Below are 6943 nucleotides of genomic sequence, written 5' to 3' on the forward strand. Positions count from 1 at the left end.
CCGGGGCGGACGAACCTCTGGAGCGGGCGCTAGCCGAGGGCCCGCAACCCCGGCACGAAGGTCACCAGCACCGGCACGAGCGGCACCAGCGCGGCAGTCGCCGTCAGCCGCAGCCGGCGTGCCGCGGTGAGCCGGTCCGGGGGTGTGAGCAGCCGGTGGACCCGCTGTGGCACGTGGGCCTGCGGGGTCGGGCACGGGCCGAACACGCCCCGGTCCTCGTTCAGTCCGACCAGGGCGAGGGCGGTGGTCAGCCGGCCGAAGCGGCGGGAGGCCATGTCGTCGGCGGCCAGCTCCACCAGCCGGTGCATCTCGTCCCGGAACGCGGCGAAGACCCGCACCTGCGGGAACCCGGCGGCCAGCGCGGCCGAGCAGTGCAGCAGCCAGTCGTGCCGGGCCTGCGCGTGACCCTCCTCGTGGGCGACGAGCGCGTCCAGCTGGCGGCCCTTCAGGCGGCGCAGCGCGGCCGTGGTGATGACGAGCCGGGGTGCCGCGCTCGGCAGCCACCAGGCGTCGGGCCGCTCGCCCTCGAGGATCACGAGCCGGCTGCCGGCGGCCTCCTCGCCGGGCAAGAGCGGGGCGCGCACCAGGAGTTCGGCCCGGCGCAGCCGACGGCGCGCACGCGCCCGGACGACTTCCCGGACCAGCATCGCCGCGCTCCACACCCCGCCGCACGCCAGCGCCACCGCCAGCGCCGCGGCCCACGGCTCGGCCGTGCCGAGCATGTACGCCTCCACGACGACGTGCGGTGCCGGGGCGAACACGTGGCCGCCCACCGCCTGCCAGGCGGTCGCCGCGCTGAGCGTCATCGACAGCGCGCAGCACAGCAGTACGGCCGCCACCGCGCACTGCCACGCCCACAGGGCGAGCACCGGTTCGCGGTCCGCCCAGTCGGCCCGGGCCAGCAGCCGGGGCGCGACGACGGCGGTCAGGGCGCCGAGCAGCAACAGTGCCGCGGGGAGCATCATGGGGGGCAGCCTATGAGCGCCGGGCACGCAAAGGTACGGCCTGCCACGGGAAGTGACGCAGTCAACGGTCGCGTACGGGGTTGGGTTCCGCGCGACCGGTGGCGGAGCGCTCAGGCCCAGCGTCAGAGCGTCAGCAGCATCGCGACCATCCCGATCCCCATCGACAGCCGGCACGCCCGCGTCAGCTCCGGCCGGTCGCCCCACCCCGCGGTGCCGCCACCGGCGGTGACGGGCACCAGGCGCAGGCCGGACAGCAGCACGTACCCGGTGAAGTAGAGGAGCAGCGCCCCCGTCAGCAGGGGGATCCCGCCGCCGGATCCGGCGTGGTGGCCGGGGGAGGCGGCCATGACCGCCGCCATGTAGGCCATGGCCGAGGACCCGACGAGGTGGTGCAGGTGGTGGGCGCCCGCCCGGGCGGCCAACAGGGCGCGCAGCGCCGCCGCGCCGAACACGACCGCGTAGGCGGGCCAGGCCCACGACGGGGGTGTGAACACCGCGGCGGGCACGGCCATCGCCGCCATGCCGAAGCCCATCAGCGCCTCGCCGCCCGCGGACCGGCGCTGCGCCTCCACGGTGCTGCGCATCCGCAGCAGGCAGTACGCCCCGGTCGCCGCACACAGTGCCACGAGCAGCCAGCCGGGCGAAGCAGGTCCGTGCACGCCCACCTCCACGCTTGACGGTCGGTGCCTGACGGTTGGTGCCTGACGGCCGGTGCTCGACGGTCGGTCAAGGGATGCCCTCGTCATGCGGCGCGCACGCGAGCGCAAGGATGTACACGGGGAGCATTCGGCGGAGCACAGTACGTGAGCGGATACCTTTTACAGGTAAAACACCTGTTAAGCTTGTGCTCATGAGCCGTCCGACACCCATTTTCGCAGCTCCGTCCGTCCGGCGCCTCCCGCTCGCCGGCGTGCTGCGACTGGGCCGGCCCTCCGACATCTGGTTCAAGCCCGCCCTGAGCGTGGTCGTCGCGGTCGCCCCGCCCAACCTGCTCCTGCTGGCCCTCGACCGGCTCGACCTCGCGATGTACACGATGGCCGGATCCCTGTGCGCGCTCTATGCGCACAACCGCCCCTACGCCGCCCGGGCCCGGGCCCTTGCATGGGTGGTCCTCGGCATGATCAGCGGCCTCGCCGTCGCCCTGCTCGCGGCCTCCATCACCACCAGCGCCGTCGTCCTGGTGGCCGTCGGCGCCGCCCTGGCCGCCGTACAGAAGGTGCTGTGCGACGCCACCCGTGTCGGACCGCCGGGCAATGTGGTGCTCACCTTCATCAGCTCCGCCGCCCTGTTCACCCCCCAAACCCTCGGGCAGATCCCGGCACACCTCGCGCTGTCCGCCGCGGCGGGCGTCTGGGCCTGGCTCATCGGGATGGCGCCCGGCCTGCTGCGCCCGCACGGCCCGGAGCGCCGCGCCACCGCACACGCGCTGAACACGGCGGCCGCGTACGCCGCCACGCACGGCACCGGCGACGGGCACGCCAAGGCCCGCGCCGCGGCGGCCGCGGCCGTGCAGGCCGCCTGGCAGTCGCTGTTGTCCGCCGGAGCCACCACCGGGCCCCGACGCGCCCTCGAACGGCTCGTCGTGCGTGCCGAGGTCGCACTCGCCGCCCCCGCGGACACGGACCCCGAGCCGCTGCGGACCTGGGCCCGTGCCCTGCGCGGCACCGGAGCGGTCCCGCAGACCGAGCAACTGCCCGCCGAGGCCGACGAACTCCTCGGCGTGGACGCCGAACTCGCCTCCCCGGCCCGCCCGTGGTGGAGCCGGCTCGGACCGCTGACCCCGCTGGCCGTGCGCACCGCCCTCGGCTGCGCCCTCGCCGGCTACGCCTCCCTCGTCCTCGGTGTCGGCCGCCCGTACTGGGCCCTGGTCACCGCCGCCTCCCTCTACCAGGCCAACCTCACCCTCACCTGGAGCCGGGGCGTCCAGCGGGTCGTCGGCAACCTCGTCGGTGTCCTCCTCTTCGCCGCCGTGGCCCCGCTGGCCCACCTCGGCCCTGCGGCGCTGGTCCTGTGCTGCGTCGCCTTCAACTTCGGCGCCGAGGCCCTGATCAGCCGCAACTACTGGCTCGGCAGCGTCTGCGTGACCCCGATGGCCCTGCTCATCACCGAGTTCGCCGGCTACCAGCAGCCCGGCCGACTCATCACCGAGCGGATCGTCGACACCGTCGTAGGCGCCCTGGTCGGCTTCGTGGCGGCCGTCGCCGTCACCAACCGGCGCGCGGGCACCGGCGTCGAGCGCGCGCTGACCGCCGTGGAGCGCTCCCGTGAGCAAGCCGCTCGTCTCCTGAAGGAGCCGCGGCCCGCGCCCGGAACGCTGGAATCCGCCCGCCGCGCCCTCGCCGCCGCCCTGGTCGACCTGCGCGTCACCGTCGAGGCCGCGTCCGGCGAATGGTGGCAGCGGGCCCTGCCCCACGAGAGGGTCGTGCTCGCCGAGCAGTCCGGACACCGTACGCTCGCGGCGGCGGTACGGCGCCAGGGACTGCACCTGGGCCCGGACCGTCATACCGACCAGGCGACGGAGGACGTACGGCCATGACGGCGAGCAACGGAGCAGGCGCCCCCGGAGTGAGGAGCGACACCGTCGCCGCGGTGGTCCGGCAGTGGCAGACCGTGCACCCCGACCTGGACACCGGCCCGATGGAGATCATCGGCCGCGTCAACCGCTGCGCCGCGCTCCTCCAGCAGGCCGAGGACGCCCCGCTGCGGCGGGCGGGCCTGAGCCGCGCCGAGTTCGACCTGCTCGGCGCGCTGCGCCGCACCGGACACGAGCTCACCCCCGGTGAACTGGCCCGCGAGACGTTCTCCTCCGGCGCCGCCGTCACCAAGCGCCTCAAGGCACTGACCGAACGCGGCCTGGTCGAGCGCCGCGGCGACAGCCGCGACCGCCGTGTGGCCCACCTCCGCCTCACCGACGCCGGTCGCGACCTGGTCGACGGGATCCTGCCCGAGCAACTCGCCTACGAGACCACCGTGCTGTCCGGCCTGGATCCGGCCGAGCGGGACGAACTGGCCGTCCTGCTCTCCGGGTTGCTGGGCCGACTGGAAGGGCTCGCCGGGGCACTGCGTCCCTGACCTCGTCCGACGCGCCGGTCCCGGGCGATTCCGAGGTGCGCGCGCCCATTGACGTGACCGTCGCCTGCTCCCTACCTTCGACCAGGCCGGTTCGCAGCATCGATCGGCGTACGACATGTCGAACGAAGGATGGGCGCCGTGACCGCCGAGCACACCACCCCCGAGACGCTCACCGTGGACCTCGGCACCGAGACCGGCCCCTTCCACGGCGGCGCGTGCGGAACCCTCTACGGCCTGTACGGCGACGGCGTGCCCAGCCGCACCCTCATCGAGGGCATGTACCTCCGTACGGTCACCACCAAGGCCCAGGACGGCATCCAGCACCCCGGCGGTGACGCCCTGGAGATCCTGCCGCCCTTCGTCGCGGCGGGCGGCGAGGACGTGTACGTCTACCTGCCCGACTTCTATCGCGGCTTTCCGTACGAGTGGCCCGGCGCCGACGGCGAGGAACGGCTGGCCGGCTTCCTGGAGATCGTCCGCCGTCAGGTGGAGCACGTCCTGACCCTCGGCCCGGACAGGTCCCACGTTGTGTACGTCCCGTTCAACGAACCCGAGGGCAACATGTTCGGCGAGGGGGAGTGGAGCTACGACGGGGTCTCCTGGCGCACCGACCCGCGGCACTACTTCGCCGCCTGGAAGGAGACGTACCACCTCATCAAGGGCCTTCACCCCGACGCCCGCATCGCCGGCCCCAACACCTGCGTCCTGTACCCCGAGGTCAGAGGATTCCTGTCGTTCGCCAAGGCGCACGACGTGCTGCCCGACGTGATCACCTGGCACGAACTGTCGTCACCGGCCGAGGTCCGCACCAACGTCGCCAAGTACCGTGAGATGGAGCGGGAGTCGGGGATCGGGCCGCTGCCCGTCAACCTCAACGAGTACGCCCACAACTACCACGTCTCCGTCCCCGGCCAGATGGTGCAGTGGATCTCCGCGATCGAGGAGTCCAAGGTCGACGCCGACCTGGCCTACTGGAACATCGCCGGCAACCTCAACGACTCGGCGGTGGAGGCGAACAAGGCCAACGGCCAGTGGTGGCTGTTCAACGCCTACGGGCAGCTGACCGGCAACACCGTCCGGGTCGCCGCCCCGCACCCCAACGTGCAGTACACCCTCCAGGGCGTCGCCACGCTGGACAGGGACAAGCGCCAGGCCCGCGTGCTCTTCGGCGGGGCGGACGGCGCGGCCGACGTCGTCTTCGAGGGCGTCGACCCGGACGTCTTCGGCACGGCCGTGCACGTGCGGCTCCAGGAGATCCCCTGGACCGGGCAAGTCGGTGCCAGTGCCCAGCCGTTGCGGTTGCGCGACGAGGAACTGCCCGTCGTGGCCGGGCGGGTGACCCTGCCGGTGACCGACCTCGACGCGATGTCCGCCTACCAGGCCGTCCTCTCGCCCGGCGGCAACGGGGCCGCGCCCCTGCCGCCCTCGATCCGATGGCGGCGCACCTACGAGGCCGAGGACGCGACCTACACGGGCAGCGGCTACTCGAAGAACGGACCCGAGGGATCCCCGTCCGACGTCGACAGGTTCGCCACCTCCGGCGGCTACCACGTGGGCGGTCTGCGCACCGGTTCCGACGGCGTGCTCGCCTTCGACGTCGAGGTCCCGCAGGACGGGACGTACGACGTCAGTGTGTTCGCCAACTCCCACAACCAGGCCGACCTGGTGCGCGAACACGGCCCCACCAACGTCTTCCTGCGCGTGGACGGCAGGGCCCCGCGCGAACTGCGGCTGCCGCTCGGCTACAAGTGGGCGGTATGGGGCCACACCGACACCCGGGTGGAGCTGACCGCCGGCAGGCACCGCATCACCCTCGCCGCGCGGGACGCCGACCTCGGCGTCACCAGAGGCGACGCGGTCGTCGACAAACTGGACCTGATCCTGCGCGACGACGACGGCACCGCCCTGTACGAGGCCGAGTACGCGTCCCTCGGCGGCGGAGCACTCGTCAGCCATACGCACCGCGGGGCCTCGGGCCCCGGCGCCGCCGTACTCCCGCGCGGGGGGACCGTCACCTTCTGGGTGCACGCGGTCGACGACGGCGAGGCGAGCGTGAGCGTCGACGTCCTCGGCTCCGGGGAGGGCCTGCTCACGGTCAACGGCGAGGACATCGGCCGCGTCGAGCGGGGCGCCGTACCACTCTTCCTTTCCGGGGGCGTCAACAAGGTCACCGTCACCGGGACTTCGGAGCGCCTGGTCGTGGACCGCCTGCGCGTCGGCCCGTCCCGCGGCCTGCTGCCGACCACGGCCCACCCTGCCGAGGAGGGCGCCCTGACCGGCACCGCGAAGGTGACGGGCTACTCGTACGCCACCGGCGGCAAGGCGGTGGACGGCATCGGCGGCGGCCCCGGCAACGCGCTCACCCTCACGGTGACGGCGGACCGCGCCGGCCGCCACGCGCTGACGTTCCGCTACGCCAACGGCGAGCAGGCGCCCGCCACGCACTACAACCCCGACCCGGTCTGCCGCCACGCGGACCTCTCCGTCAACGGAGCCGCCCCGCGCCGCGTCCTGTTCCCCACCACCTTCCACTTCAACAACTTCTGGAACCTCTCGGTCCCCGTCACCCTGGACCAGGGCACCAACACGGTCACCGTCAGCGCCGACGAACTCCCCGACTTCGGGGGCGAGTCACGCAACCCCTACGGTCAGCGCTCCGCCTACGCACCCGTCATCGACCAGGTCACGGTGACACCGCTGTACTAGGGCCTGTCCGGCGGATCATGCCGCAGACGCGGGGCCTGGCACGCCGATCTGCGGCGTTGTCGTCGGTTGCCGACTCCTCCACTCTCGACTTCGCTCGAGCGGGGGCCCCCATCGCGTCGACGCTCTCCTCCGCCTTGCAGCTCGACGCACCAGGCCCCGCTCACCTGCGTCGATGAGGCGCCGCGGATTTCCTGCGACTT

Annotated in this window: 5 protein-coding genes; 3 read left to right on the forward strand and 2 right to left on the reverse strand. The window is 73.2% G+C overall.

The window, feature by feature from the left end:
• Positions 1–29: 29 nt before the first annotated feature.
• Together ACFWWR_RS32760 and ACFWWR_RS32765 are read right to left on the reverse strand one after the other, a co-directional pair.
• A complete protein-coding gene (locus ACFWWR_RS32760; protein ID WP_384307042.1) occupies positions 30–965 on the reverse strand; it encodes a M56 family metallopeptidase in 936 nt (311 codons plus the stop codon).
• 122 nt (positions 966–1087) lie between these two features.
• Positions 1088–1624 carry a DUF5134 domain-containing protein gene (locus tag ACFWWR_RS32765; RefSeq protein ID WP_383870145.1) on the reverse strand — a complete coding sequence of 179 codons (537 nt, stop codon included), beginning with the start codon at positions 1622–1624 and terminating at the stop codon, positions 1088–1090.
• 191 nt (positions 1625–1815) lie between these two features.
• Here ACFWWR_RS32765 and ACFWWR_RS32770 point away from each other — a divergent pair, with 191 nt between their 5' ends.
• The 3 genes from ACFWWR_RS32770 (at position 1816) to ACFWWR_RS32780 (ending at position 6743) form a co-directional block, all read left to right on the forward strand.
• On the forward strand, positions 1816–3501 hold the full coding sequence (locus tag ACFWWR_RS32770) for an FUSC family protein (protein WP_383870143.1): 1686 nt from the start codon (positions 1816–1818) through the stop codon (positions 3499–3501).
• Entirely contained in the window at positions 3498–4037 is a 540-nt protein-coding gene (locus ACFWWR_RS32775) for a MarR family winged helix-turn-helix transcriptional regulator (RefSeq protein WP_383870140.1), read from the forward strand. The genes ACFWWR_RS32770 and ACFWWR_RS32775 overlap by 4 nt, the downstream gene beginning before the upstream one ends.
• Positions 4038–4166: 129 nt before the next feature.
• Positions 4167–6743, forward strand: coding sequence for a cellulosome protein (locus tag ACFWWR_RS32780; RefSeq protein ID WP_384307044.1), 2577 nt, complete (start codon positions 4167–4169; stop codon positions 6741–6743).
• The last annotated feature ends 200 nt before the right edge of the window (positions 6744–6943 follow it).

The organism is Streptomyces sp. NPDC058678 (assembly GCF_042714835.1).
GTDB lineage: Bacteria > Actinomycetota > Actinomycetes > Streptomycetales > Streptomycetaceae > Streptomyces.